The sequence below is a fragment of the Pseudomonas fluorescens group sp. PF-1 genome (genome assembly GCF_054481335.1).
Window position 1 is genome coordinate 2,155,209 of the sequence record NZ_JBTMNG010000001.1, and the last position, 25,046, is coordinate 2,180,254.

Genomic DNA, 25,046 nt, shown 5'->3' on the forward strand with positions numbered 1-25,046 from the left:
GCGGTCATGAAAGCGTTGTCAGCCCTCGCTCCGGAAGTGCGGCAGTACTTGCTGGTCACGGGCAATTACTGGGCCTTCACCCTCACCGACGGTGCCTTGCGCATGTTGGTGGTGCTGCACTTCCACGCGTTGGGCTACAGCCCCCTTCAAATCGCGGCCCTGTTTTTGTTCTACGAACTGTTTGGCGTGATTACCAACCTGGTGGGGGGCTACCTCGGCGCCCGGTTGGGTCTTAACCGGACCATGAACATCGGGCTGGGCCTTCAGGTCGCGGCGCTGCTGATGCTGACGGTGCCTGGCGCCTGGCTGACCATCCCGTGGGTGATGGGGGCTCAGGCGCTGTCGGGGATTGCCAAAGACCTGAACAAGATGAGCGCCAAAAGCTCTATCAAGCTTCTGGTTCCGGATGGGCGGCAGGGCAAGCTCTACCAGTGGGTGGCGATCCTCACCGGCTCGAAGAACGCACTCAAGGGTGTCGGCTTCTTTCTGGGCGGGGCCTTGCTGGCATCGATCGGCTTCAAAGGTGCCTTGCTGGCCATGGCGGGTGTCCTGGCGCTGATCTGGATCGGCAGCTTGATCCTGTTGAAGAAGGACCTGGGCAAGGCCAAAGCCAAGCCCAGGTTTCGCGACATCCTGTCCAAGAGCCGGGCAATCAACATCCTCTCGGCGGCACGGATGTTCCTGTTCGGCGCCCGCGATGTCTGGTTCGTGGTGGCCTTGCCGGTGTACCTGAGCAGCGTGTTCGGCTGGGACTTCTGGGCGGTCGGGGGCTTCCTGGCGGCCTGGGTGATTGGCTACGGCATCGTCCAGTCCCTTGCGCCCGCCATCACCGGCAAGAAACGTGGGCACGTACCCGATGGTCGTGCGGCGTTTCTATGGGCGCTGGCGCTGGCGGGCCTGCCTGCGGCCATTGCTCTGGGGCTCGATACCGGGCTGTCGCAACAGGGGGTGTTGCTCGGCGGATTGATGGTCTTTGGTGCGCTGTTCGCGGTGAACTCTTCGCTGCACAGCTACCTGATCGTGTCATACGCCAAGGAAGACGGCGTGTCGCTGGATGTGGGGTTTTACTACATGTCCAACGCCATGGGACGGTTGGCAGGCACGGTGCTCTCCGGCTGGGTTTATCAGGTATATGGACTGGGTGCGTGCTTGTGGATATCGAGCGCATTCGTGTTGCTCGCAGCCCTGATCTCCATAGGGTTACCGAGGCATGCCGAGGCGATGTGAAGGTCAGTTCCGTGACGCTATGACGAATGATGTCGCCAGCGTCGGGGCCGCCGGAACCTGTACCGATTACAAATAAATCAAAGTCGTAAGTCATTTCGTTTCCCTGCAAGGACAGCACAGCGCGTGTGCGTCAAAAGTGGCAATGGCTTCTGTGTCCAGTCTCGCTATCCCGGCGCAATCAGAGAACCAGCAGGGTTGTCATGACTCAATTGTGCTGGGTGAAACAATCCAGGCCGCGATCTGGCATGAACGATCAGGCGATGCCCGCCAAGCCGTGCCCCTGGGGTTGTAGCCTGCTGCTGTCGACTGACCGATAGCGTCCAGGAACGAATACAATGCAGCGCATAAGCTGAGCCTATCGAGGGGAACCCGCATGCTGCTACGACATTTGCGCTATTTACTGGCCGTCGCGGACAACGGCGGCTTTACCCGCGCTGCCGAGGCGTTGCATGTTTCCCAGCCGACCTTGTCCCAACAGATCCGGCAACTGGAAGAGTCGCTCGGCGTTGTGCTGTTCGACCGAACATCGCGGACAGTGAAACCGACCGACGCGGGGCAGGCCTACATCGAATGCGCGCGTCGCGTGCTGGTGGAGTTGGCCGCTGGCAAGCGCGCACTGCACGATGTGAAGGACTTGTCCCGGGGCACCTTGCGCCTGGCCATGACGCCGACGTTCATGGCGTATCTCGTCGGGCCACTGGTACGCGACTACAAAAACCGCTATCCCAACATCCATCTGGAAATCTTTGAATTGTCGATGGACGATATCGAAACCGGGTTGGCGGAGGATTCGCTGGATATCGCGATCGCATTTGACCAAGTGAGAAACGCGGACATCGAATCGATTCCGGCTTTTATCGAAACCCTGGGGCTGATGGTCGGGCGCGATCACCCGCTGTACGACTGCAAGACGCCATTGACGGCCCAGCAGGTTGCTCAACTGGAGTTTGCCCTGTTGACGCCGGACTTCGTCACTCGCGTCTGTATCGATGAGTACTTTGCAAGCGCGCGGATCACGCCGAAGGTGGCGATCGAGGTCAACTCGGTCAACACACTGCTGGAAGTCATCCGGCACACGGCGATCGCCACCATTCTTCCCGAGCCGATCGCTACCCAGGACCGCGCCCTGCGCAAGCTCGCGTTGATGGACAACGGACCTCGACGCGGAGCGGCGTTACTGCGGCGCAAAAACAACTACCACAGCGCAGCATCCGTCGCCTTCATGGAGTTGGTGTCAGGAACCACGGTGGGCGATTAGAGCCGTGCACATCATCGAGATATCGACAGCGATCATTACGCTGGGTGAACTCGGCCTGCCACCGCGCGGTTGATCACCATATTGGGCGCCGGTTATGACACCGAAGACGCCATCAAACGCTCCCATGGCTTGCTTGAAGTCATGGAAGACGAGCTGGGCCAACGTCCATTCCTGGCCGGTGACAAGCCGACGGTCGCCGACATTGCCGCCTATACGGCTGGAGTCAGTGCCTGATCAGGCAACGGCTTTTTCGGCACGGGCCCGCACGGCGCAGGTCGTTGGGTGCTTGACCAGGGACTTGAACGTCTTGTTGTCGGCGTCCAGGGCGTCGATCGAACCGGCCCCGATGTCGTAGACCCAGCCATGCAGATTCAGCCGGCCTTTTTCCTGGGCCAGGCGCACGCTCGGGTGGGTCTGGATGTTGGCCAGTTGAGCGATGACATTTTCACGCACCATCGAACTCACTTTGGCGGCTTCATCTGCGTGAGGGCGCGACTCGTTGATGACTTTGGCCGACTCGGAATGTTGCAACCAGCCGGCCACGGCAGGCAGGTGATCCATGCATGTGCACTTGGCGACGGCGGTCATGGCACCGCAATCGGAATGGCCGCAGATCACGATATCGGTCACGCCCAGCACGGCCACGGCGTATTCGACAGTGGCCGACACACCACCCGGGTGCGGGCTGTAGGACGGCACAATGTTGCCGGCGTTACGAATCACGAACAGCTCACCGGGTTCTTGTTGGGTCAGCAGCTCCGGTACCACGCGGCTGTCGGAACATGTGATGAACAACGTGCCTGGGTGTTGCGTGGTGGCCAGGTGTTTGAACAGGTCCGTCCGTTGTGGAAACGCTTCCTTTTGGAACTTCAAAAAACCTTCGATGAGCGCTTTCATGATGCGTACCTTTCATTGATTGCTTGATGGTTGAGTGACGATCAGTTGGTACAGCCGGCACCGATCACGTTGTATTCCAGCGTTCGGGTATCGCCGTGGGAGTCCTTGTAAGTCATCTGCACGGGCGTCGGACCGCAGACATCCGCGGCCGGGGTGATGTTGATCACCTTGGCGATATCCAGATGCATGCCGTATGCATAGGGAACGGCTTCTGGTGCGACCACCGGTCCCTGTGCGTAGGCTGACAGCGAGGCCGTCAGGGACAGGGCGAGAAACAGAATTTTTTGCATGACGAGTCCTCCATTCCAATGGGCTGATTGATAGAAGCGGGTTCGGTCGGTTTTGAAGCGGGCCCACAAAGGCTGCGGGCCGAATGACAGGTCCGGTTAGGTCCTTAGAAAGGACGCAGTGGCAGGAACTTGCCGTCGAGGGTGATCACCGCACGGTGGCCGCCTTCCGGGTCTTCGACTTTCTTCATGTCCAGTTTGAAGTTGATGGCGCTGATGATGCCGTCGCCGAACTGTTCGTGAACCAGGGCTTTCAAGGTGGTGCCGTAGATCTGGATCATCTCGTAGAAGCGGTAGATGGTCGGGTCGGTCGGCACACCCGACAGGCTGCCGCGCAGCGGGATGATTTGCAGGCGGGCTACCGAATCGGCGTCCAGGTCCAGTTTCTTGCCGATCACGTTCGCTGCGTTTTCTGGCAGCGGGTGCTGACCGAGCAGAGCGGCGGTGACGTAAGCCAGACCAAGGCCGGTGCCTTCAACCAGGTCCTCGAAGGAGAGGTTTTTGCGAGCCTTGGCGTCCAGGATTTTGGCGGTCAGTTCGAGGCTGGTGTCGTTGTAAGCGTGAGACTGTTGCATGGTGAATCTCCTGTCGGGGTTGCTGGTTGGGTGTTGCTTGGGTGTGAAGCAATCCTCTGCCGTTTGTTCGATAGCGTCCAAGACCGATATGCAATCCTTTGCATAGGTCTTGCCTATAGATGCCGATCGGAGTGCGCGCAGCTGTTGGCCCCGCACCGAGGCGAATGCGTGAAGGTGTGGATCGCGGGGAAAAAGCCGGAAAACGTATGCGCCCAGTGGGTTTGTATTGCTGTGTATCTCCAGTGTCGCCAGCGACCTCGGCATACAAAAACCGGTCAGTCGGACATGTGGGAGATACACCGTTGACTCGAAATGGACTCACTGCATGAGCGAAACCCGACTCGGCGTTTACCGTGCACTGACCGGAGAAATTCAATGCCTCGTTTCAACACCCATAAGATTCTCGGCAGGTTTGCTGCCGCCCTGGCCGCCGCCGTGTCCCTTTGTGCATTCGCGGGGATGGCACAGGCTGAAGCGGCTCACGAGACGTCTGCGGCGAAAAGCTGGCAGACAGGCCTGCATCGCACGGATCTGGTGAAACGTGATCTGGGCGTTTCCGACCGCGAAGTGATCCAGGTCCGCGTTGACTTCGAGCCGGGGGTCGCAGCCCCCAGGCACTCGCACCCCGGTGTGGAAGTGGCTTACGTCATCAGTGGCACCTTTCAGTATCAGCTCGAGGGGCAGCCAGCGGTGACGCTCAACGCCGGTGACTCGCTGTACATTCCGGAAGGAACCGCCCACACCGCGACGAACATCGGCACGACCGCCGGTTCGGAACTGGCGACCTACATCGTCAAGAAGGACACTCCGCTGGTTGTTTTGCAAAAATAAGCCGTCTGCGCCGATTGCCTGGCGGGCACGACCTCCAGGCAACCGTCACGGGCCAATTTGAGCGCTGGCGAAGGGAGCGTCAGGAAGAAAAAGCCGGCCTTCAAGGCCGCCGAAAATTACCCGGCCGAGACAAACAGTGGTTCAATCCCGGTCAATCCATAAGTACAAAAAAACAGGAGTCATTGATGCAACCGATCCGTCTCGGTCTGGTGGGCTACGGCAAGATTGCCCAGGATCAACACGTTCCAGCCATCAACGCCAACCCCGCGTTCCAGTTAGTGTCGGTCGCCACGCAAGGGCGGCCCTGCGCCGGGGTTGAGAATTTTCAGTCCCTGAGCGAGTTGCTCGAACGCGGCCCCCATGTCGATGCGATAGCGTTTTGCACGCCACCCCAGGGGCGATTCGCCCTGGTCCGACAGGCGCTGGCCGCTGGCAAGCACGTGCTGGTGGAAAAACCGCCGTGCGCCACGTTGGGCGAGGCGATGGCACTGGTGGATCAGGCCGGGGAGCAAGGGGTCAGCGGATTGTTCGCCTGGCATTCACGCTATGCGCCCGGCATCGAAGCCGCCCGTGACTGGCTGGCCACCCGCACCCTGCAAAGCGTGCAGATCGACTGGAAGGAAGACGTTCGCAAATGGCACCCCGGCCAGGCATGGATCTGGCAACCTGGTGGCCTGGGCGTCTTCGATCCGGGCATCAACGCCTTGTCGATTGCCACCCATCTGCTGCCGCTGCCGCTGTTCGTTGAGTCAGCCGAACTGCGAGTCCCCGCAAACTGCCAGTCGCCCATCGCCGCTTCCATCAAAATGTCTGACGCGCGCCACCTCGATGTTCGCGCGGAGTTCGATTTCGACCACGGACATGACGAACTCTGGAGCATCGAGATTCGTTGCTCCGAAGGTATCCTGCGACTGGACAACGGGGGGGCGCGCTTGAGTATTGATGGCGTGCGCCAGGCCGTGTCGGAGGAGGGCGAGTACGCGGCGGTGTATCGACATTTTCAGCAGTTGATTGCCGACAAAGCCAGTGACCTGGACCTCCAGCCGCTGCGACTGGTGGCCGACACCTTCTTTGTCGGCAGCCGGACGGAGGTTGAGCCGTTCTTTGACTAGCGGCCGCCAGCCGTTACCGTGATAAAGCTTTCACGCCGGACGGTTTGCGACTGGCGTTTGCCTCGGGCAAGTCAGGTATGTCCGTTGCCGGGCGATGGGCTGATTTCCTCGCGCTGAATGTCTGGCATCGTCGCATGCCCCGGTGTGAACACTGTCGGGCATGCGCAACGTTCACCGCAGTCAGAGCGAGTAGCTGATCGCCTGTCCAAGGTTATTGTCCTGCGTGCCAGCGATCAGGTGCAGTGGCACATGCTGCTGCGCATCCACGGACTGGATTTCGATACTGCCCACCACATGGAGCTGTCGCTCACTCAGTCCGGTCGACTCTTCTTCCTTTGCCTTGGCCATTCTCGCGTGGTTCGCTGCGATTTCATTGAGAGTTGACACGTTACATCTCCGGTGACTGACCAAGCGTATCGCTGGCGTCCTTAAGCGTTGAATTGAGGCGCAGCCGCGTCAGAATTATGTCGTTCTGGGGTGCTACGTCGGGCCTTTGCAAACCCTAAGCCAGACAGGGGCCCAGTTGTCGTTCCGTTTTCATTTACGACGAAAGGTTGCCTTGGCCACGCGGCGCAGGACCACACTATCGGTACTTGATGACGATCCCTTTAAGCTTGCGCCCCTCAATGGTCTGTACATCGCGAGCCCATAGTGGCCCGTTGACATAAGCGCCCACCGGTTGAATATGGTCATAGACCACCACCACCGCATCGCCCCCGAGCTTGGCCGCCTCATCCCGCAGTTTTTCTTCTACCTGGGTGATGGGTGGCGCGGGATCGACGCTGGCGTCAATCAATATTTCACCCAATCGAACATGCGGGCGCAGCGGTTCGGTACGCAGTACGACCACTTCACTGGGCAGTGTTGGCGCGGGATGCTCGACGCCGACATAAGCGGTCGTTCGGGCGTCGACGGTTGCGCACCCGCCGAGAGCCATCAGGGTGGCGATGAGCCCGCCAGCCAGAAGCGACAGTTTCAACCGGGCGGACCATGACAGGTCATGGACTGGCATAGGGGATCCTCCGAAAGGTCGCTGCTATGCGGGTGACTATTTGACGGTAGCAGACGGCCCGAGAGTTGCCAGCAAGCCCAACCTCTGCCGGTCGGGCTTTTTCATGCCTTGAGCATCGCGATCAGCAAGGCGTGCTCACTGATCCTTTTCGCAGTTGACCATCCATGACACGCCAAAACGGTCCACCAGCATGCCAAAACGGGCCGCCCAAAACGTGGCATCCAGGGGCATTTGCACACTGCCGCCCTCCGACAGTGCGGCGAAGACCCGCTCGGCCTCGGCGATGCTGTCGACGTTGAGGGAAATCGAGCAACCGCTCATGTCGTCCACCGGGCGATCGGGCGTGGTGTCCGAGCCCATGAGCACTTGATCGCCCACCAGCAGGCGGGTGTGAATGATCAGGTTGTGCAGGTCTTTGGGCATGTGTTCGCCGGCAGGGGTTTCACCGAAAGTCATCATGGCTTCGATCTGGCCTTGCAGGCTTTGGGCGTAGAAGGTGAACGCGGCTTTACAGTCGCCATTGAAGATGAGGTAGGGATTGATTTTCATGGTTCGGCTCCCGGTCATTGAAGGTGCACATCGGATTGGACGTTGCGTTCGACGGCAAAATTCCGATGGCATTGACCCGGCAAGCAAAGCGCTAAATCGTGGCGGGAACCTGGGTTTTTTTAGATGTTTTCTCGATAGACGAGGCCAGGCTTATTGCCTCGCTCGCGCGGCGTGGCGCCAGCAGGCGTTCGATGGCGCCGCTCACCATGCTTTCCAGAAGCTCGTCGTGCTCGCGTTCATCGAGTGTGTGCGAGGTCAACCAGGTGGGCGCACTGTTGAGCAGCGCGGCAATGGCGTGCCCGGCCGCCAACTGGCCCGCCTCACTGAACCGCGAACGCGCGCCGAGCATCAGCAGCAACTTGCGCTCGTATTGCTCGCGCAGATGCTGAACCCGTACCTGTTGCTCTTCATTCAGGCAGCCGCCGTCGCGCTCTGCCAGACGAAAATGCCATGGCATGTCGCGATGCAGGTTCAAGTGCGCGCGGATCACATTGTTGAGTCGATCACGCCTGGCCGGGGCTTTTTTCTCGATACGGCCGAGGGTGGCCAACAGCTCTTCGTAGAACTCCTCGATCAGATCGAGCAGCAAGTGCTGTTTGCTCGGGTAATGGTGATACAACGAGCCTGGGGAAAGCCCCAGGCACGTGGCGAGCTCACGCATGCCGACCTGACCGAAACCTTTGCTGGCAAAGAGCTCCAGCACCTTGTCCCGGTATTCGGCGAAACGCGAGCAACGCTCAGGCATAGGCATGGAAGCCGCGCCCCGTTTTGCGTCCCAGATAACCGGCGGCGACCATTTCCTTGAGCAGCGGCGCCGGACGGTATTTGCTGTCGTTGAAGCCTTCGTAAAAGGCTTCCATGATCGCCAGCAGGGTGTCCAGGCCGATCAGGTCCGCCAGCGCCAGTGGGCCGATCGGCTGGTTGCAGCCCAGGCGCATGCCGGCGTCGATGTCCTCGGCGCTGGCCAGGCCTTCCTGCAATACCAGGATGGCTTCGTTGATCATCGGCACCAGAATCCGGTTCACCACAAAACCCGGACGGTTGCCGGCGGTGATCGCGGTTTTGCCGAGTCTGGTCGCCATTTCCAGTGCCAGGGCATGGGTGGTGTCGCTGGTCTGCAGGCCGCGGATGACTTCGATCAGGCCCATCACGGGCACCGGATTGAAGAAGTGCAGGCCGATGAAACGCTCAGGCTGGCTGACGCTGGCGGCGAGTTGGGTGATCGACAGCGACGAGGTGTTGGAGGCGATCGCACAGTCGGTGCTGACCTGGGCTGCGATCTGTTGCAGCACTCGCAGTTTCAGATCGAGGTTCTCGGTCGCCGCTTCGATCACCAGTTGCGCGCCTTTCAGGCTGGCGTAATCGGTGCTGGTGCGGATCTTGTCGAGGGCGGCGAGTTTTTGCTCCGGCGTCAGGGTTTCCTTGGCGACCTGCCGATCGAGATTTTTGCCGACAGTGGCGAGGGCTTTTTGCAGCGCGCTCTCGGAGATATCGATCAAGGTCACGTTGAAACCGGCCAGGGCGCAGACTTGCGCAATACCGTTACCCATGGTGCCGGCGCCGATCACGCCAATGTTTTGCAGATTCATCTTGCCGTCCTTCGAGTCAAACCTTGCGATACCTTGGCCGCCGTGATGGCCGAAGGCGTACTATTGGCCCGGAGTCTAGAGCTGGCGGGGCGGTTGTCCTATGCCGAAACTGTTCAACGGCACTGATGTTTTTTGCCATTTCGGGTGATGGGGAGTGAAGCGTTCACATGCGGGAAAAGGACTCAGTGGCCGCCTACTTCGTACAGGCAATGCTCCACGGGACAGGGGACGACCCGCAGCGTGTGCGGGCCGTGCTTGAGCAGGCCGGCATCGATCCGGCGGTGATCCGGCAGCCCATGGCGCGGGTGCCGGCCAATGCGTTTGCGGCTTTGTGGCTGATCCAGATCCGCGAATTGAACGACGAGTTTTTCGGGCTCGACTCCCATGGCATGCCACCGGGCGCTTTCGCCCTGATTTGCCGGGCATTGATTCAGGAGCCCGACCTGCACAAGGCCATGCGCCAGTGCCTGGTCAATTTCGGCCTGTTCCTGCGCGACTTTCGCGGCACCCTGACCGTGCGCGGCAAACGCGCGGTCATCAGCCTTGACAGCCATTCGGCCACCCAAGACGCCAGCCGCTTCGGCGAAGAAACGTACCTGGTGCTGATGATCAGTCTGCTGTGCTGGCTCGGTGGCCGGCGCATTCCGATCGACCGTGCCGATTTTCGCCACAAGCGTCTGCCGCTGAGCGATGACCGACTGCTCTGGGGGCCGAATCTGACCTTTGGCGCCGAGCGCACCGAAATCGAGTTCGCCAGTCACTATCTGCGTCTGCCGGTGGTTCAGGACCTGGCTTCGCTCAAAGTGTTCCTGCGCACCGCGCCGCAATGGCTGGTGATCCGCTTCCGCAACCAGCATGGCCTGGCGTCCCAGGTGCATCAGCGTTTGCGCAGCAGCCATTACAGTGATTGGCCGACCCTGCAGGCCTTCGCCCTTGAACAGCATTTGAGCCCCAGCACCTTCCGCCGAAAACTCGAGCGTGAAGGGTGTTCCTATCAAGAGATCAAAGACGAAGTACGGCGTGCCGTGGCGTTCGAGCAATTGCGTGAAAGTCGGGCAAGCATCAGCGACATCGCCGAACAGCTGGGTTTTCAGGAACCGAGTGCGTTCCACCGCGCGTTCAAGAAGTGGACGGGGGAGAGCCCGGGGCGCTATCGGGCCCGGTATCAGGGGGAGCGGGCCGGCACTTCAGTGGAATCCGAGGCGTGAGCGCCTTACTGATTCGCCTCACCTCACTGCTCGACCAGGCCCGACGAGCCCTGCTGCTGGTCTGGGGTACCTCGCGCGGGTTGTTTCTCGGCCTGGTGCTGGCGACGCTGATTGCCGGCGTTCTTCCCGCGCTCGCGGCCTGGTTGGGGCAGCGCATCGTCGACGCCGTGGTGTTCGCCATGCAGTTGCATGCGCAACAGGGCAGTGCGCCGTTGTGGCCGGTGGTGCGTTATGTGCTGATGGAGGCTGGTGTTTTGGCATTATTGTCCGCCACCCAGCGCGCGCTGTCGGTCCAGCAGTCGCTGCTGCGCGTGCAGTTGGGGCAGAAGGTCAACACGATGATTCTGGAAAAGGCCCAGACATTGTCGCTGGTGCAGTTCGAGAATTCCGAGTTCTACGACAAGCTGGTACGGGTACGCCGCGAAGCCTCGACCCGACCGTTGGCCCTGGTGATGAAGTCGTTGGGGCTGATCCAGAACCTGATCGTATTGATCAGTTTTGGCGTGCTGCTGGTGCATTTTTCGCCGTGGGCGCTGGTGCTGTTGGTGGTCGGTGCGCTGCCGGTGTTCTTTGCCGAGGCGCATTTTTCCGGAGACGCCTTTCGCCTGTTTACCCGCCGTGCGCCAGAGAGCCGGCAACAGACCTACATCGAGACGCTGCTTTCCCACGAGGGCTACATCAAGGAGGTCAAACTGTTCGGTTTCGCGCCGCTGTTGTTGCAGCGCTATCGCGATACGTTTGCCCGTCTCTACGCCGAAGACCGGCGCCTGACCCTGCGCCGCGATGGCTGGGGATTCGTTCTCGGCTTGCTGGGCACCGGGGCGTTTTATCTGGCGTATGCCTGGGTGGTGGTCGATGCCGTGCACGGCAGCATCAGCCTCGGACAGATGACCATGTACCTGGTGTTGTTCAAACAGGGTCAGACGGCGGTGAGCAGCAGCCTGAGCGCCATCAGCGGTCTGTACGAAGATGGCCTCTACCTCTCGAGCCTCTACGAATATCTGGCCGAACCCGTGGTGGTCGACACGGGCCACCTCACCGTCGGTGCGGTGCCCGGCGATGGCTTGCGTTTCGAGAATGTCGGTTTTCGTTACCCGGGCGCCAGTCGTGCGGCGCTGGAAGGCATCGATCTGCACCTTGTCCCCGGCCACAGCCTGGCGCTGGTGGGGGAGAACGGTTCGGGCAAGACCACCCTGATTAAACTGTTGACCCGCTTATACCGGCCCGATCAGGGGCGCATCCTGCTTGATGGCAGCGACCTGCAGGCCTGGGAGGAAGACGCATTGCGTCGGCGTATCGGCGTGATTTTCCAGGATTACATTCGCTACCAGTTCTCCGTCGGCGAGAACATTGGCGTGGGCGACACCCTGGCGTTCGACGATCAACAGCGCTGGCAGGAGGCCGCTGCCGAGGGCATGGCCGCGCCCTTTATCGAGCGCCTGGATCGCGGCTATGCCACGCAACTGGGGCGCTGGTTTGCCGGTGGCCAGGAGTTGTCCGGCGGGCAGTGGCAGAAGATCGCGTTGTCCCGCGCGTACATGCGTCGCGATGCCGATATCCTGATTCTGGACGAGCCGACCTCGGCGCTCGATCCGGCGGCGGAAGCCGCGGTGTTCGAGCATTTCAGCCAGCACACCCTGGACCGCATGACCTTGCTGATTTCCCACCGTTTTTCCAGCGTGCGCAACGCCGACCACATCATCGTCCTTGATCAGGGGAAGGTGCTCGAGCGCGGCGATCATGAGCATCTGCTGGCCCAGGGCGGGCGCTATGCGCAGTTGTTCGATCTGCAGGCAAGGGGTTATCGGTAACCCTCAGGAATCCTGCGCGCCTCGCGAAGTTGCCGGCCCGGCGATTTGTGGTTTTGCTTTCATCAAACTGTCGAGTGCCTGGCGATACTGGTTGCCGCCCAGGCTCATGCTGTTGTTGTGCGTACCGCCGGGGATCAGCAACAAGCGCTTGGGTTCGTTGGCCGCATTAAACAACTGCTGGCTGAATCGCGACGGCATGAACGGGTCGGCCAGGCCATGGACCACCAACAACGGCATGTCGATGTCGACGATCTTGTCGATGGAGTCGAACTTCTGCGACAGCAGCCAGCGCACCGGCAGCCAGTTGACCGGCAGGTTGTTGTCGGCGACTTCCGCCACCGCATCGCCCAGCGAGGTGAAGGTGGATTCGATCACCAGGCCGCGCACCGGCACCGCAACATGATCCTTTTTCGCCTGCGCGGCCAGGTCGGCGGCGAGGTCGATGGCCACCGCACCGCCCAGTGAGTGACCGTAGATCAGACGCTTGCCGGCATCCGGCTGCATGGCCGTGAAACGCTCCCACGCGGCCCGGGCGTCTTCGTAAACGCTGGCTTCCGATGGCAGGTCACCGTGGCTCTGGCCGAACCCGCGGTAATCGATGGCCAACACCGAATACCCCATGGCGCGCAATTGCTCGATGCGAAACGCCTGGCCGGTCAGGTTCCAGCGCACGCCATGCAGATAGAGGATCGCCGGCGCATCGCGGCGCGCCGCCGGCCACCACCAGGCATGCAGGTTCTGCCCGGCCTTGAAGCTCGCGGACTTGATATCGAACTCCTGAACGTCCCCCGGCAAGCCGCGATACCAGCCGGCCGTGCCCGGTTCGATGCGAAACAGCAGCTCGCGCTCTTTGTACTTGAGTGCGCCACAACTCACCGGCAGGCCGACAAGCAGCGCGGCCATGCACAGCAGCGGCAGCCAGCGTGGGCGCAATCGGGTGAGAAAAGCGGAGGGCATCGGGTGGTCTACCGGCTCAGACATGAAGTGCGCGTTTTAACAGATGTGTGCCGGCAACAGGAATAATTTCGACTTGTGGGGTCGAGCTTGCTCGCGATGAGGCTGTGACATTCCACATTCATGTCAATTGCCAGGCCGCTTTCGGGAGCAGGCATGCGCCCACAGGGATTTGCGCGGGTATCAATCCACACGCAGCACGATCTTGCCAATGTGATCGCCACCTTCCATGCGCGTATGGGCTTGGGCCGCATCGTTGAGCGCATAGACCTGGTCGATCATCGGCCGGCACCGCCCGGCGGCGAGCACGGGCCAGACGTACTCATGCAATTGTTCGGCGATCGAGGCTTTTTCTTCCCGGGTGCGTGCGCGCAACAGCGAGCCGGTGATCACCGCGCGCTTGCCCATGATCGCCAGCAGATCGACGTCCCTGGCATGAGCGCCACCGAGAAAGCCGAGCATCACCACTCGGCCGTCCATGCCCAATGCCGCGATGTTCTGGTTCAGGTACGAACCGCCCATGATGTCGAGGACGACATTAACCCCCTGGCCGGCGGTTTTTTCCTGAATGACCTGGACGAAGTCCTGATCGCGGTAGTTGATCGCTTCGGCCCCCAATTGACGGATCGCCGCACACTTTTCCTCGCTGCCCGCGGTGGCGAATGCCTTGATGCCGAACTCGCGGCACAACATGAGTGCAGTGGTGCCGATGCCGCTGGTGCCACCCTGAATCAGCGCTCGCTGGCCTTTGCTGGCGCCGCCCATGTCGAACAGATTGGCCCATACCGTGAAGTAGGTTTCCGGGATCGCTGCCGCTTGCACCCAGTCCATGCCCTCGGGGATCGGTAGCGTCTGGCTGGCCGGGACCGCGCAATACTGGGCATACCCGCCACCGTTGGTCAGTGCGCAGACCTTGTCGCCGACCATGAAGTCACTGACGCCTGAACCGATGGCCACCACTTCGCCGGCCACCTCCAGCCCCGGAATCGGGTTCATGCCGGGTTTCATCGGGTACTTGCCGGCGCGTTGAAGCACGTCAGGACGATTGACCCCGGCGGCGTGCACGTGGATCAGTACTTCGCCGGGGCCCGCCACAGGCAAGGGCACCTGGCGCGGTTGCAGGACTTCGGGTGCACCGGGCTGGGTGATTTCAATCTGGGTCATGGTTTGGGGGAGGGTCATGTTTGTTGCCTCTCAGGAATTGAAACATTTGAATAACTGTAGGCGCGAGCTTGCTCGCGATGGCAATTTGGCAGGCACGATCAATGCTGAAGGTGCCGACCTCATCGCGGGCAAGCCCGGCCCCGCATGGGGGCAGTCGGGTTCATGCAACGGTCGGTTTGATGCAGGCGCCATCATTCGGTTGACCCAGTAAACGCACCGCCAGCTCCAACAGCAATGCGACAACGATGGCCCCGGCCGCGATCACGAACATCAGGGCGTGATGGCCGCCACTGGCGTTGAACAGCGCCGAGTAGGCAAAACCGGCGATGGCCTGGAAGGAGGCAAAGGACACGGTGGCGCGACTCCAGGCGATCTGCTGCTGGTGATGTCCGGGAATCAGTTCGTGAACCCGCGCCAGAGCCAGTGGCACGATGCCGGGCGGGAACGAACCGAGGATCACCGCCAGCAAGGCCAGTGCCCAAAAAGCGCTGGAGATTGACAGCAGACCCACGGCAATCGCTTGCACCACCAACACCAGTCGAATGCCCGACTTCGCCCCCAGTTGGTCGGCCAGAAAGCCGTAGCTCACCGGCCCGACAATCGCCCCGAGGCCGTACATCACCCAAATCAGCGCGCCGACATGTTGCCCGGCCCCCAGCCCGCGGGCCACGTAGTCCACCAGGAACACCATGGCCGGCACCAGCCCGGCCGCCATGAACGCATACTGGGCAAACAACAGGTAGACACTCGGGTTTGTCGTCGTTGACGTGCTATCGGTCGGCGTGGTCGCCAGCGCATGGGGCGTGGCCGATGGCCAGCCGAACCAACTGACTGCAGTCAGGACCAGCGCCAGCAAGCCAAGACCGAGCCAGGTCTGTTGCAGACCCAGGCTCAGCAGGGGTGGAACGATCGTCCCTGACCCGGCGATGCCCAGGCCGATCCCGAGAAAGATCGCGCCACTGGCCAGGCCTTTGCGCGAAGCCGGCACATGCGGCAACACCGTTGCCGCCACCAGCACCATGATCGCGCCACCGGCAATGCCCGACAGCAAGCGCCAAGCGAAAAACCAGCTCACCGACAACGGAAAGGCACAGGCGAAAAACGCCAGGGTCACCGCCAGCATCATCAGGCGCAGTGCAGTATTGTTGGAGGTGCGTCGAGCCAGCGGGTGACCGATCAGCGCGCCGATCAGATAGCCCACCAGATTGGCGGCGCCGAGAAATACCACGTCACTGGCGCTGAACCAGTGGGCCTGGATCAGCGAGGGAATCAACGGCGTGTAGGCAAAACGCGCCAGACCGATGCTGACCAGGCTGGCGCAAAGGCCGGCGAAGATCGGCATCCAGATTGCGCTGCGCGGGGCAGGGGTGGGAGATGAGGCGTTGAGCATGAGCTTTGTCCTGTGGGTTTACTCTGGAGGCCAGCATATCGGGGATTTATGATGCAATAATGCTGCGATTTCACGTTGCAGTGATGCGAATGTGCATCAGTCGGGGAGAGGCCTTATGAACTGGGATGACGCACGGGTATTTCTCGCGGTCTGCCGCGAATCAACGCTGCGCGGAGCCGCGCGGGTGCTGGGGGTGGATCAGGCCACCGTAGGGCGGCGGATCACGGCGCTGGAGAAGTCCTTGAGCGCAACGTTGTTTCTGCGTACCTCCGAAGGCTATGCCCTGACGGCGGTAGGTGAGGCGGCCATGCGCGCGGTGGAGAAAATGGAGCTTTCGGCGCTGGAACTGGAGCGCCGAATCCAGGGGCTCGATGACCGGCTCACCGGCACCGTGCGCGTCACCACCACCGACTCCCTGGCCATCGACTTCCTGATTCCGGCGGTCGCCCGCCTGCATCAATTGCATCCCGATGTGCGGGTGCAACTGGACGCCTCGACACAAATCCTCAGCCTGGCCAAACGCGAAGCCGACATCGCCGTGCGCAATACCCGGCCGGATAACCCCGACCTGATCGCCCGGCGAATCGCCCGCTGGCCCGTGGGCCTGTTCGCCTCACAGGATTATGTGGACACCCGCGGCGTGCCGGAGCCGGGAGCGGCCTTCGAGGGGCATGATCTGGTGGTGTATCAGCCTTATTTGCAGGGCGGCAAAGACATGAGCCTGGTCAACGAGCCCTTGGGGCGCGGGCGGATCGTCGCCAGCCTGAGTTCCAGTCTGTTGGTGCGCCGCTCCATCGCGGCGGGCGTCGGGCTGGGGGAAGTTCCGGTGTACTTGGGGGAGAGGGACGGGCTGGTCAGGTTATGGCCGGAGCGGACACGACCGCTGCCCTATGACGTCTGGCTGGTGACCCACGCGGACTTGCGGCATACCGCCCGGGTGCGGGCGGTGATCGATGAGATTGTCGCGGGGTTTGCGGGGACGGGGGAATAAAGGGAGGCCAGGGAGCAAGCTCCCTGGCCTTACAGTTGGTGTTCAAGGCATTTCTGGCAACTCCTGCGGACGCAGATCGAACACCAGGACTTCGGCATCCACGCCGTTGCTCAAGGTCAACAGCTGTTCCTCGCGAACCCGTACGCCATCGCCTTCCTGCAACGACAAACCGTTAAGTTCGACACGGCCCCGAGCCACATGCACGTAGGCATAGCGGTTGGCGGCCAGTTCCAGGGTCGCACTTTCCTTGCCGTCGATCAGTCCTGCGTACACCCGCGCATCCTGACGCACCTTCAATGAACCCTGTGCGCCGTCGGGGGAGATGATCAGCTGCAGGCGACCGCGTTTTTTCTGCGTGCTGAAGTGCTCCTGTTGGTAGCGTGGCTTGGCGCCGCTGACGTCCGGCACGATCCAGATCTGCAGAAAGTGCACCGGCCGGCTGTCCGAGTGATTGAATTCACTGTGCGCCACGCCGCTGCCGGCACTCATCAGCTGCACGTCGCCGGGGCGGATCACCGAACCGGTGCCCAGGGTGTCCTTGTGTTCCAGCGCGCCTTCGAGCACATAGGAGAAAATCTCCATGTCGCGGTGCGGGTGCTGGCCGAAGCCTTTGCCGGCCGCCACGCGGTCGTCGTTGATCACCAGCAGGTCGGAGAAGCCTTGCTCCCGTGGGTTGCGGTAGTTGGCGAAAGAAAAGGTATGGAACGACTTCAACCAACCGTGATTGGCGGCGCCGCGATCCGAGGCTTTGCGAAGGGTCAGCATGATGAAATCTCCTGTGGGGACGTTGATTCGTCCGAGTGAGGAGAAGGTTAATATTTACTCGCTGATGCAATAAGTAGATGAAAATTGAAATACTGTCTCTCTCAGGTTGACAGTTTTGCGAAATGAATCACCGACGTTCGCCGGGAATTTGGCCATAATGCTCAGCACACATATTTAATGCCGGGCGCGACCTTGTGGACTTGCTCCTGCGGGTTCGATGCGCTGGCCTTCTTTGATTTCAATGATGATTCAAACCCATGAAAACCGTGGCAATGGTGCTGTTCCCCGACTTTCTCCTGCTCGATATGGCCGGGCCGATGGAGGTATTTTCCATTGCCAACCGCTATCTCAAACCCGCCGACCACTATGTGCTGACGACCATTGGCACTGAACCCGGTGCACTGCGGGCGTCCAATGGCGTCAAGGTGCAGGCCGACCAGCCTATCGACCAGGCCTGTGACGGCTTTGATTTGCTGCTGGTGCCCGGCGGCCCCGGTGCCTACAACGAAAAACATCCACCCTTGCTCGAGTGGCTCAAGCACAACGTCAGTCGATCCCGAACCTATGGCTCGATCTGCACCGGGGCGTTTGTGCTGGGCCATGCCGGTCTGCTCGACGGCTTTCGCGTGACCACCCACTGGCACTACACCGAGCGCCTGATCAAGGGCTTCCCCAGGGCCACCGTCGAGACTGACCAGATTTACGTCCAGGACCGCAACCTCATCACCTCTGGAGGCGTGACCGCGGGCATCGACCTGGCGCTGGCGGTGGTCGCTGAAGACCATGGCAAGAAAGTCGCCCAGGACGTCGCCAAGGTGCTGCTGGTGGTGATGAAGCGCCAGGGCGGTCAGGCACAGTTCAGCCCGTTGATGGCGGCGGTGGCCCCCCATGAAACGGCCATCACCCGGGTGCAGAACCATGTGCTCGAACACCTCGACGAAGCCTTCAGCATCGAGCGCATGGCCAGTCTGGCCAGCATGAGCCCACGGCACTTCGCCAGGGTATTTGCCCGGGAAGTCAACATGACGCCCATGGAGTTTCTGCAAGGCGCACGCATCGACTGTGCCCGCAACCTCCTGGAAACCGGTGATTTGCCGCTCAAGACCGTGGCGTTCAAGAGTGGCTTTGGCAGCGTGCGACACATGCGTTTTCTGTTCAGTGAAAAGCTTGGCCTGACCCCGACCCAGTACCGAGAGCAGTTCAGCTAGCCCGTGTCCGTCGCGCGCACCGTAATGACCGTGACGCTCCCCCTGTGGCAGTTGTACCGTCACCCAGGCCTGCCAAGATACCCCTGAACTCATTGCAAGGAAGGTACGGAGCCTGGATGGACTCGCGTGCCGGGCAGGTTCCAGCAGGTGACGATGCATGAATAGCCTCAGAGATATCAACGGCGACACGGTGCTGCACTTCGGCCCCTTCGCGTTCCATCTGAATCAACGCCTGGTCGTGGAAGGCGATCAGCCGCTGCGCCTGGGCGGACGGGCCCTGGATATTTTGCAGGTGCTGGTCGAGCACGCCGGCTCGGTGGTCAGCAAAGACGAACTGATCGCTCAGGTCTGGCCAAGGTCGGTGGTTGAGGAAATCAACCTGCGCGTGCACATCGCCGCACTGCGCCGGGCCTTTCGTGACGGGCAGAACGGTCACTGTTACATCGTCAACATTCCCCAGCGTGGTTACAGCTTCGTCGCACCGGTGCGCCAGGTCGCGGCGGCCGCGTCCGTCGCCTTCGAAAACCTGCAAAAACCACAGCACAATCTGCCTGCGCGCCTGACACCGGTCACCGGTCGCGATGCGGTGGTCGGCAGCCTGGTGCGGCAACTCCCGGTACGGCGTTTCATGACCCTGGTCGGGCCGTGCGGCATCGGCAAGACCACCGTGGCCGTGCGAGTCGCCGAGCTGCTGCTGCAGCATTACCGTGACGGGGTGTGGCGGGTGGATCTGGCGATGATCGATGACCCGGCGCACGTGGTCGATCATCTGACCCGCACCCTGGATCTGGAGGTGGGCGCCGACCTCGATGCGCTGGGGCAATGGCACGCGTTGCTGGTTCTCGACAATTGCGAGCACCTGCTCGAACGTTGCCGGACACTGGTCGAGGCGCTGCTGATGACGGCACCCCGATTGTCGATTCTCGCCACCAGCCGCGAACCGCTGTTGGCCAAGGGCGAATCGGTCCATTTGCTGCCACCGCTTCTGGTCCCGAAAGCGTCGGCCCTGGGCAGTGTCGCCGAGGTCATGGGCTATTCGGCGGTGCAGCTGTTTGTCAGCTGTGCCCGAGCCCGCCAACAAAGCTTTGCCTTGCGCGAACAGGACCTCAAGGCCATACGCGAAATCTGTCAGCACCTCGACGGCTTGCCCCTGGCGATAGAGCTGGCGGCGGCGCAGATCGATGCGTTGGCGTTGGTGGGGCTGCAAGCCCAGCTGGGTAACTGTTTTCAACTGCTGACCCGGGGGCGACGCACCGCCGTGCCGCGCCACCAGACGCTCAAGGCCGCCCTGGACTGGAGCTATGAGCGGCTGAGCCCGGTGGAACAAATCGTGCTGCAGCGTCTGGCGGTATTCAAATCGGCGTTTACCCTGGACGCGGCGATGGGGGTGATCAGTTGCGCAACCTTGTTGCCCGCCACCCTGCGCCACGTGATGGAGGGCCTGGCGCTCAAATCGCTGCTGTCGCGCGAACAGGTCGATGGGCTGACGCGCTACCGTTTTCTCAACACCACCCGCCGTTACGCCCTGGAAAAACTCGAACACAGTGGCGCCTTATGCACCTTCGAAATGCGTTACGCCGCCCACATCGCTCGGGCCCCCAAGCCATCAGGCCGGCAAGTGCTCCTGCAACTCGCCGAGTAGGCGTCGCACGGCGATCAGGTCCGGGGTGGCATAGCCTTCGGTAAAGCGCTGGTAGATCGGCGCCAGCAGCTCATGGGCTTGCCGATAGCGTCCCTGATGCTGCCACAGCCGCGCCAGCGAAGTGGCGCTGCGCAACTCCCAGGCCCGGGCTCCCTGGTGCTGCGCTACGTTGAGCGCCCTGATGAGTACGCTCTCGGCAGCGTCGTTGCTCGCCGGGCTACCGGCTGCCAGCAGTGCGTCGGCCCGGGCCCGCAGAATCTCCGCCGTGCACCAGCCCGCCGCGCCGGTGTCGGCGCGTTGCAGCAAATCGTCATCAATGTATGTGCTGTCCAGCGTGACCATGATTTCCTTGATCAAACCTGCGCCCGGGCCTGGCAATGCCGGCGCGTCGGCACGGTGGATGACCTGCGCATAGTGCTGTGCCCAGGAATAGAACAGCTGTACCGAGTGTTTTTGCGCCTGTTCCTGCAGCAGGCACAAGAGCTCGCGGGCGGTGCGGGTGTCGCCGTTGTAGTGGGCGATCAGGCAGCCCGACAGTGCCAGGGTGTAGCAGATGGACGTGCCGTGATTGATCTGCAGCGCAATGTCCAGCGCCTGTCGGGCCGTGCGCCAGGCCTGTTCCGGTTGGCCCTGGATCCAGAGGATGCGCGCGAGGATGGTCAGGGCGGCAACGCTCTGGTCATATTGCACACCAAAACCATGGGTGAAGCGGTTGAGATGGCCGCTGTGGGCCATGCGCTGGATGACTTCCTCTGCATTCACCCGCGCCCGATGCTGATCCCCGGCGAAGTGCAGGGCCAGCACCCGCAGGCGGTGGGTGCTGAGGTCCAGTAGCGCATCGCCGTTGAGCCCCAGGCGGTCGAATTGCTGGCTCTGTTCCAGGGCCATTTGATAGTTGCCGCAGCTGAGGTTGACCGCCAGATGCCCGGACACCGCACGCAATTGCCCGGCCACATCGTCACAGTGCCTGGCCAGGGCGCGGGCGCTGACGAAGGCTTCGACGGTTTCCGCCGTGCCGCCCTGAGCGTGATAACAGGCGCTGCCCAAGGCCAGTTTCAGGGACATTTTCAAGCGCGGGCAGGGCTCGGGCGCGGCATCGAGCAAGGCCAGCGCGCGGCGCACATACCCGCCGTGTTCCTTGAGCAGCGACAGTTCCTGCCACAGGGGCGTCGAGGTCGCCGTCAGACGGATCGCCAGGGTATGCGGCCCCGTTACGGACAATCCCCAATCGAGCGCCGAACGGACGTCTTCCAGGCTACGGGCATAGCGCTCGATCCACAGGCGGGTCGGAATGTGCTCCCAGTCGTTCTGCGCCTGATGCATCAAGGCCAGGCAGCGTTCGGCATGGCGTTCACGGGTGGCGGGCAACTCGCCGGCCTGTTCGAGTTTTTCCAGGGCATAGCTGCGCGTGGTGTCGAGCAGGCGGTAGAACACCTCTTCGTCACCGACGTCCACGTTAAGCAGGGATTTGGCCACCAGTTGCGTGATCGAGCCAAATACCTCGCGCGTTTCCACCTGTTCGCCGACGATCACCGCCGCCGCCGACGTCAGGGTAAAGCCGCCACGGAACAACCCGAGTCGGCGCAGGCAAGTTTGTTCGCAGACACTGAGCAGATCGAAGCTCCAGTCCAGGGTGGCGCGCAGGGTCTGATGCCGGCCCAGGGCTGACTGGTTGTTCGGGGTGAGCTGGCGAAAGCTGCCTTGCAGTTGCCTGAGCAAACCCTCGAGGCCAAGGCTGGCGACTTGCCCGGCCGCCAGCTCCAGCGCCAGCGGGATGCCATCGAGGCGACGGCAGATATCGATGACCCGCGGCAGATCGGCATCAGTCAATTCGAAGCTGTCGTGGCTGGCCATGGCCCGTTCGACGAAGAGTTGCAGCGCGGAAAAATTCAGGGCCTGGGCGCGGTCCAGCACGGCGATGGGCGGGGGGCAGTCCAGGGACTCCAGGCGTTGAACGAATTCGCCTTCAGCCCGCAGGCACTCGCGGCTGGTGGCCAGGATGTGCAGATGCGGCGCGCCACGCAGCAGGCTTTCACACAGCAGCGCCACGCTGTCGATCAGGTGCTCGCAATTGTCGATGACCAGCAGCATCTGGCGTTCACGCAGGAACATGGCGAGGTTGTTCAAGGGTTCTGCATCATGCAGGGACAGCTCGAGCAGCGTCGCCAGATGACCGGTGATCATCGACGGATCGTTGATCGGCGCCAGGTCCAGCAGGCGAATCCCGTCCCGATAGCGACCGATCAGCTGTTCGGCGACCCGCAGCGCCACGGTGGTCTTGCCGATCCCGCCGGGGCCGACCAGGGTGATGAAACGCTGGCGCGGCAGGTGCGTCATCAGGCTGTCGACCAGCGCTTGCCGGCCGATCATGCGGGTGCGGCGCAGGGGCAGGTTATGGCTGCTCGATTCGACCGGCTCGCTTGGCCGGTCGACTTCGATGTGCTCCAGCGAGTACGGCGCGACAAAACTGTAGCCACGCTGGGCCACGGTGACGATATAGCGCTGACCGGCCTGACCGTCCCCCAGCGCCTTGCGCAGGGCGGCCATGTGCACCCGCAGGTTGATTTCTTCCACCACGCTGTTGGGCCAGATTTCGGTCATCAGGTGTTGCTTGCTGACCACATTCCCGGCGTGCTCCAGCAGGATCAACAGGATATCCATGGCCCGCCGGCCCAGGCGCAGGGGGCGGTCGGCCTCCATCACCAGGTGTTGTCCGGGGTAGATCCTGTAGGGTCCGAAATGGACAGCCTGCTCGGGGGAAAAGGTCAACGGTTCACTCCTGGTTGCATACGTCTAGTTCGCGGCTTTCGAACATGTTTATCAGGTTATTACCCGAACGCAATGCATGGCTCGGGTGACTGCATGGTGCCAGTATCGACCGCTGCGTTTGCCAGCCTATTGCCCGGTCCCGTGTTAATTGGGCTCGAAGCTGACAAAGGTGCGGTCGAGGCTTTTGGTGCGCCAGGAAAAATTAACAACGTTTAACTCGTCCTGCGTCCGCTCTACACCCAAAACTCCAATCCTGTAAGCGTTGCCATCGCCTGCGAGTCGTTGATTTTAGCTTCTAAAATCACGCGCAGCCTGCGGCGGCATCTACATGGATTTTGCCTGTCTGGAGGACACCGCAATGAGCAAGGTGGTCGTGGTCTATCACAGCGGCTACGGCCACACCCGGGTCATGGCCGAAGCCGTGGCTCAAGGGGTGGAGCGGCACCTGGGCAGCACCTGCCGGCTGATCGCGGTAGAAGAGGTGGACGAGCACTGGGAGCACTTGCACCAGGCCGACGCGATCATTTTCGGCGCCCCGACCTACATGGGCAGCGCCTCCGCCGCCTTCAAGGGCTTCATGGAAGCCACGGCCGCGTTTTACCTGGCGCAGCCGTGGCGCGACAAGCTGGCAGCCGGCTTCACCAATTCCGGCTGCCTGTGCGGCGACAAACTCAATACCTTGCTGCAAATGGCCGTGTTCGCCGCCCAGCATTCGATGATCTGGGTCGGCCTCGACCTGTTGCCCGCGCGCTCTGGCACCGGCGTGTTCGACGGGCAATTGAACCGGCTGGGCAGTTCGCTGGGCGCCATGGCCCAGTCGAATGTCGAACAGTCCCCCGACCTGGCGCCGCCCCCTGAAGACCGCTGCACCGCCGCCCATTTGGGTGAACGGGTGGCGCGGCTGGCCGAGCGCATGGGGCCCGTATCCCATTGCATCACCCCAACCCTCACGTAAAGGAGCACGCCTCATGAGCACGTTCACCACCCGCGACGGCACCGAGATCTACTACAAGGACTGGGGCACCGGTCAGCCGATTGTCTTCAGCCACGGTTGGCCGCTCAACGCCGACAGCTGGGAGTCGCAAATGATCTTCCTGGCGTCCGAGGGCTACCGCGTCATCGCCCACGATCGCCGAGGGCATGGCCGTTCCAGCCAGCCGTGGTTCGGCAATGACATGGACACCTACGCCGATGACCTGGCGCAACTGATCGAACACCTGGATTTGCGCGACGCCGTGCTGTTCGGTTTCTCCACCGGAGGCGGCGAAGTGGCGCGCTACATCGGTCGCCATGGCACCGGTCGGGTGGCCAAGGCCGGGCTGATTTCCTCGGTGCCGCCGCTGATGCTCAAGACGGCGGCCAACCCCGGCGGGCTGCCGATCGAGGTGTTCGACGGCATTCGTCAGGCCTCACTGGCGAACCGTTCGCAACTCTATAAAGACCTCGCCAGCGGCCCGTTCTTCGGCTTCAACAAACCTGACGCCAAGCCGTCCCAAGGCATGATCGACTGGTTCTGGATGCAGGGCATGACCTCCGGCCACAAGAACGCCTACGACTGCATCAAGGCGTTTTCGGAAACCGACTTCACTGAGGACCTGAAGAAGTTCGACGTGCCGACCCTGGTGGTGCACGGCGACGCCGATCAGGTGGTGCCGATCGAAGCGGCGGGCATCGCTTCGGCGGGGCTGGTCAAGGGTTCTACGCTGAAGGTCTACCCTGGCGCGCCCCATGGCTTGACGGACACCCACAAGGATCAACTCAACAGCGATTTGCTGGCGTTTCTGAAGGGTTAAGTCCTGGAGAACCA

Annotated in this window: 25 protein-coding genes; 12 read left to right on the forward strand and 13 right to left on the reverse strand. The window is 61.8% G+C overall.

What is annotated here, in order from left to right:
- Positions 1–6 precede the first annotated feature (6 nt).
- The 3 genes from arsJ (at position 7) to ACX3YD_RS10315 (ending at position 2,719) form a co-directional block, all read left to right on the forward strand.
- Positions 7–1,227, forward strand: coding sequence for an organoarsenical effux MFS transporter ArsJ (gene arsJ / locus ACX3YD_RS10305; RefSeq protein ID WP_103405554.1), 1,221 nt, complete (start codon positions 7–9; stop codon positions 1,225–1,227).
- Positions 1,228–1,600: 373 nt separating this feature from the next.
- Entirely contained in the window at positions 1,601–2,485 is an 885-nt protein-coding gene (gene cynR, locus ACX3YD_RS10310) for a transcriptional regulator CynR (protein ID WP_090463194.1), read from the forward strand.
- A gap of 69 nt (positions 2,486–2,554) precedes the next feature.
- Entirely contained in the window at positions 2,555–2,719 is a 165-nt protein-coding gene (locus ACX3YD_RS10315) for a glutathione S-transferase C-terminal domain-containing protein (RefSeq protein ID WP_458959865.1), read from the forward strand.
- Here the strand turns inward: ACX3YD_RS10315 and ACX3YD_RS10320 are convergent, their stop codons facing one another.
- The 3 genes from ACX3YD_RS10320 to cynS form a co-directional block, all read right to left on the reverse strand.
- Positions 2,720–3,382 carry a carbonic anhydrase gene (locus ACX3YD_RS10320; RefSeq protein ID WP_103405552.1) on the reverse strand — a complete coding sequence of 221 codons (663 nt, stop codon included), beginning with the start codon at positions 3,380–3,382 and terminating at the stop codon, positions 2,720–2,722. It abuts the gene before it with no gap.
- A 41-nt stretch (positions 3,383–3,423) separates the two neighbouring features.
- Positions 3,424–3,672: a DUF2790 domain-containing protein gene (locus ACX3YD_RS10325; RefSeq protein ID WP_047530776.1), complete on the reverse strand. Its 249-nt coding sequence runs from the start codon at positions 3,670–3,672 to the stop codon at positions 3,424–3,426.
- A 104-nt stretch (positions 3,673–3,776) separates the two neighbouring features.
- Positions 3,777–4,244, reverse strand: a complete 468-nt coding sequence (gene cynS, locus ACX3YD_RS10330) for a cyanase (RefSeq protein ID WP_047530774.1) — start codon at positions 4,242–4,244, stop codon at positions 3,777–3,779.
- Positions 4,245–4,619: 375 nt separating this feature from the next.
- On the opposite strand from cynS, the gene ACX3YD_RS10335 reads away from it, so the two are divergent.
- Together ACX3YD_RS10335 and ACX3YD_RS10340 are read left to right on the forward strand one after the other, a co-directional pair.
- Entirely contained in the window at positions 4,620–5,075 is a 456-nt protein-coding gene (locus ACX3YD_RS10335; RefSeq protein WP_103405551.1) for a cupin domain-containing protein, read from the forward strand.
- 185 nt (positions 5,076–5,260) lie between these two features.
- Positions 5,261–6,187 carry a Gfo/Idh/MocA family protein gene (locus tag ACX3YD_RS10340; RefSeq protein WP_458959866.1) on the forward strand — a complete coding sequence of 309 codons (927 nt, stop codon included), beginning with the start codon at positions 5,261–5,263 and terminating at the stop codon, positions 6,185–6,187.
- Positions 6,188–6,367: 180 nt separating this feature from the next.
- Here ACX3YD_RS10340 and ACX3YD_RS10345 read toward each other — a convergent pair whose 3' ends face one another.
- The 5 genes from ACX3YD_RS10345 to ACX3YD_RS10365 all read right to left on the reverse strand — a co-directional run bounded on the left by ACX3YD_RS10345 (position 6,368) and on the right by ACX3YD_RS10365 (position 9,337).
- On the reverse strand, positions 6,368–6,574 hold the full coding sequence (locus tag ACX3YD_RS10345; protein ID WP_047530768.1) for a hypothetical protein: 207 nt from the start codon (positions 6,572–6,574) through the stop codon (positions 6,368–6,370).
- Positions 6,575–6,770: 196 nt separating this feature from the next.
- Entirely contained in the window at positions 6,771–7,199 is a 429-nt protein-coding gene (locus ACX3YD_RS10350; protein ID WP_458959867.1) for a hypothetical protein, read from the reverse strand.
- Between the two features lie 135 nt (positions 7,200–7,334).
- Entirely contained in the window at positions 7,335–7,748 is a 414-nt protein-coding gene (locus ACX3YD_RS10355) for a VOC family protein (RefSeq protein WP_103405548.1), read from the reverse strand.
- Between the two features lie 91 nt (positions 7,749–7,839).
- Positions 7,840–8,499 (reverse strand): TetR/AcrR family transcriptional regulator, encoded by a 660-nt coding sequence (locus tag ACX3YD_RS10360; RefSeq protein WP_458959868.1) that lies wholly within the window; start codon positions 8,497–8,499, stop codon positions 7,840–7,842.
- Complete coding sequence (locus ACX3YD_RS10365) at positions 8,486–9,337, reverse strand: 3-hydroxybutyryl-CoA dehydrogenase (RefSeq protein WP_103405546.1); 852 nt, start codon at positions 9,335–9,337, stop codon at positions 8,486–8,488. Before ACX3YD_RS10365 ends, ACX3YD_RS10360 begins: the two co-directional genes overlap by 14 nt.
- A 167-nt stretch (positions 9,338–9,504) precedes the next feature.
- Between ACX3YD_RS10365 and ACX3YD_RS10370 the strand changes: the two genes are divergently transcribed.
- Positions 9,505–10,545, forward strand: a complete 1,041-nt coding sequence (locus ACX3YD_RS10370; RefSeq protein ID WP_103405545.1) for an AraC family transcriptional regulator — start codon at positions 9,505–9,507, stop codon at positions 10,543–10,545.
- Positions 10,542–12,356: an ABC transporter ATP-binding protein gene (locus ACX3YD_RS10375; RefSeq protein ID WP_458959869.1), complete on the forward strand. Its 1,815-nt coding sequence runs from the start codon at positions 10,542–10,544 to the stop codon at positions 12,354–12,356. The genes ACX3YD_RS10370 and ACX3YD_RS10375 overlap by 4 nt, the downstream gene beginning before the upstream one ends.
- A gap of 3 nt (positions 12,357–12,359) precedes the next feature.
- Here the strand turns inward: ACX3YD_RS10375 and ACX3YD_RS10380 are convergent, their stop codons facing one another.
- The 3 genes from ACX3YD_RS10380 to ACX3YD_RS10390 all read right to left on the reverse strand — a co-directional run bounded on the left by ACX3YD_RS10380 (position 12,360) and on the right by ACX3YD_RS10390 (position 15,864).
- Positions 12,360–13,313 (reverse strand): alpha/beta hydrolase, encoded by a 954-nt coding sequence (locus ACX3YD_RS10380; protein ID WP_458960405.1) that lies wholly within the window; start codon positions 13,311–13,313, stop codon positions 12,360–12,362.
- A gap of 180 nt (positions 13,314–13,493) precedes the next feature.
- Positions 13,494–14,492: an NAD(P)H-quinone oxidoreductase gene (locus tag ACX3YD_RS10385; RefSeq protein WP_458959870.1), complete on the reverse strand. Its 999-nt coding sequence runs from the start codon at positions 14,490–14,492 to the stop codon at positions 13,494–13,496.
- Between the two features lie 142 nt (positions 14,493–14,634).
- Positions 14,635–15,864 (reverse strand): YbfB/YjiJ family MFS transporter, encoded by a 1,230-nt coding sequence (locus ACX3YD_RS10390; RefSeq protein WP_458959871.1) that lies wholly within the window; start codon positions 15,862–15,864, stop codon positions 14,635–14,637.
- A gap of 115 nt (positions 15,865–15,979) precedes the next feature.
- Here ACX3YD_RS10390 and ACX3YD_RS10395 point away from each other — a divergent pair, with 115 nt between their 5' ends.
- A complete protein-coding gene (locus ACX3YD_RS10395) occupies positions 15,980–16,855 on the forward strand; it encodes a LysR family transcriptional regulator (RefSeq protein WP_458959872.1) in 876 nt (291 codons plus the stop codon).
- A 42-nt stretch (positions 16,856–16,897) separates the two neighbouring features.
- On the opposite strand, the gene ACX3YD_RS10400 is transcribed toward ACX3YD_RS10395, so the two are convergent.
- Positions 16,898–17,620 (reverse strand): pirin family protein, encoded by a 723-nt coding sequence (locus ACX3YD_RS10400; protein WP_458959873.1) that lies wholly within the window; start codon positions 17,618–17,620, stop codon positions 16,898–16,900.
- Between the two features lie 257 nt (positions 17,621–17,877).
- Here ACX3YD_RS10400 and ACX3YD_RS10405 point away from each other — a divergent pair, with 257 nt between their 5' ends.
- Both ACX3YD_RS10405 and ACX3YD_RS10410 read left to right on the forward strand, forming a co-directional pair.
- Complete coding sequence (locus tag ACX3YD_RS10405) at positions 17,878–18,828, forward strand: GlxA family transcriptional regulator (RefSeq protein ID WP_449105880.1); 951 nt, start codon at positions 17,878–17,880, stop codon at positions 18,826–18,828.
- Between the two features lie 157 nt (positions 18,829–18,985).
- The gene (locus tag ACX3YD_RS10410) at positions 18,986–20,470 is read left to right on the forward strand and encodes an ATP-binding protein (protein WP_458959874.1); all 1,485 of its coding nucleotides are present in this window, start codon (positions 18,986–18,988) and stop codon (positions 20,468–20,470) included.
- On the opposite strand, the gene ACX3YD_RS10415 is transcribed toward ACX3YD_RS10410, so the two are convergent.
- On the reverse strand, positions 20,435–23,239 hold the full coding sequence (locus ACX3YD_RS10415; protein WP_458959875.1) for an ATP-binding protein: 2,805 nt from the start codon (positions 23,237–23,239) through the stop codon (positions 20,435–20,437). The two genes, ACX3YD_RS10410 and ACX3YD_RS10415, sit on opposite strands and share 36 nt — an antisense overlap.
- A 358-nt stretch (positions 23,240–23,597) precedes the next feature.
- Between ACX3YD_RS10415 and ACX3YD_RS10420 the strand changes: the two genes are divergently transcribed.
- Both ACX3YD_RS10420 and ACX3YD_RS10425 read left to right on the forward strand, forming a co-directional pair.
- The gene (locus tag ACX3YD_RS10420) at positions 23,598–24,194 is read left to right on the forward strand and encodes a flavodoxin family protein (protein ID WP_103406807.1); all 597 of its coding nucleotides are present in this window, start codon (positions 23,598–23,600) and stop codon (positions 24,192–24,194) included.
- Between the two features lie 13 nt (positions 24,195–24,207).
- Entirely contained in the window at positions 24,208–25,032 is an 825-nt protein-coding gene (locus tag ACX3YD_RS10425) for an alpha/beta fold hydrolase (RefSeq protein WP_047530737.1), read from the forward strand.
- Positions 25,033–25,046 lie beyond the last annotated feature (14 nt).